The sequence below is a fragment of the Allobosea sp. 05T422_2 genome (assembly GCF_056396265.1).
In genome coordinates this window covers 1-1,974 of record NZ_JBFTLD010000487.1, presented here as the reverse complement: position 1 = coordinate 1,974, position 1,974 = coordinate 1, and the positions used below count along the sequence as shown (strand labels likewise).

The following is a 1,974-nucleotide window of genomic DNA, read 5'->3' as shown; positions in this document are numbered from 1 at the left end:
GCTCATGGCAGCGTGGATGTGGCGGCTCCCACCGGCAGCGTCTCAGGCGGCAATGGCGGCAATGGCGGCGATGGCCTCGCGGGAAGCGGCGGTGGTGGCGGCGCCGGCGGATATGGCGCGGTGATATCCGGCACCGGTGCGCTCGGCTTGCTCACGTCGACAACGACGGGCGGCAATGGCGGCAATGGTGGCAGCGGTCACTCGGAGGCCGGCAATGCCGGCAGCGGTGGCATCGGCTTGGCAGTGACCGGCGCAGCCGGCACGTCGCTCACGATCGGTGCCGGTGTCAGGGGCGGCGACGGCGGAGCTGGAGGGAACAGCACCGGCGCGACAGGCGGAAGCGGCGGCTCTGGCGGCGCCGGCCTGATCGGTTCCACTGGTACCAGCCTCGTGGTCAATGGCGCGGTGCGTGGTGGAGACGGCGGCGCCGGCGGCTCCGGCATCGTCCCGGGCTCTACCGGCCAGGCAGGAGCCGGCATCTCCGGTCAAAGCCTGAGCATCACGCTGGGCGCGAGCGGCTCGATCTCCGGCGGTCTGGATGGCGGCGGCGCCCGTGGAAACGCTCTCGCGCTGTCCGGCAACAGCAGCCTGACGGTCGCGACGGCCGGCACCGCCAATCTCACCGGCAACATCGCTCTCGGCGCCGGCACGTTGACGCTCGACCAGAGCAACGGCGTCGACATCACCATCGCCAACGCGGTGACCGGCACGGGCGCACTCGCCAAGACCGGCTCCGGCACGGTCACCCTTTCCGGCAACAACGACTACACGGGCGCAACAAGTATCCTGGGTGGGCGTCTGATCGCCGACTCTTCGACCGCGTTCTCGGCGAACTCTCATTACGGGGTCGCGGCTGGGGCGACGATGGAGATTGCAAGCGCTGCCGGGTTCGGCGCCACGGTGGGTGCGCTGTCGGGAGCGGGCAATGTCGTCATCGGCAGTGGCACCATGCTGAGCATCGGCGCCAAGCCCCTCGCAACTATCTTCTCAGGCCAGATCTCCGGTCCCGGCTCTCTCTCCCTTGATGGGCCTGGCACGCTGTCGTTGACCGGCTCGAACAACAGCATCGAGGGACTGCTTCTCCTTTGCGGCTGCTCGAACCCGACACTCGAAATCAATGGGGGGTCGCTGAGCGTCGGCGATCCGGCGGGGGGCTTCGGCAGCATCGCTGTGGCCGGCGGCACCTTGCGGGTCGTCAATGGCGGCAGGCTGCATATGGTCGATCCGTCCGGGCTGCTCGCCCTGCAGTCGAACATGGAGGTTTCCGGCCCGAATTCCCTGGTGACCGTGGAAGGTTTCACGGGGATCGGTGGCCCGAGCAACGTCGGCCTTTCGATCAGCGCCGGCGCCGCCATGGAGAGCAGGGCCGAGGCCGCTATCGAAGGCATCGGGGCGTCGACGACCGTCACGGTGACAGGGCCCGGCTCGAGCTGGACGGTCGGCCGCACTCTGTTCGTCGGCGGCTTTTCCTTCGGCGGCACTGGTGCCTTGACCATCTCGGCCGGAGGCACCGTCAACTCCTCCGGGCCGCTCTGGATCGGCTCGGACCCGGATCCGTCGCTCGGATTTGCCCGCGCCAGTGTCAGCGTGACAGGCGCCGGTTCCGTGCTGAACGCGAATGGCGGCCTGCTCGTCGGCTATCCCGGCTGTGGCTGCGGCGATTACACCGGAGCTCTCACTGCGGCTGACGGCGGCACCGTCAATGCCGGCGCAGGCCTGCAGATCGGCCACCTTGGCACGCTCGCGATCGGCGCCGGCGGGCTTGCCGGCACGATCGTTGCACCCGCGATCGTCAATGACGGCGAGATCCTCGCCAATTTTGTCGATGTCTCCATCCTTGCGGCAAACATCTCGGGCACGGGGACGCTGACCAAGCAGGGTTCCGGCCGGCTCATTCTGACGGGGAACAGCAGCTATACCGGGGCGACCTCGGTGCTGTCGGGTCTGCTCACGGTCAACGGCTCGCTGACGGGC

General features: G+C 68.6%; 1 protein-coding gene. It reads left to right on the top strand.

Annotation, left to right across the window (positions count from 1 at the left end; all coding sequences use genetic code 11):
* Window positions 1-18: 18 nt before the first annotated feature.
* Window positions 19-1,974, top strand: a 1,956-nt coding sequence (locus tag AC1DJT_RS36455; RefSeq protein WP_476836030.1) for an autotransporter outer membrane beta-barrel domain-containing protein, incomplete at its 3' end; no start/stop codon positions are given.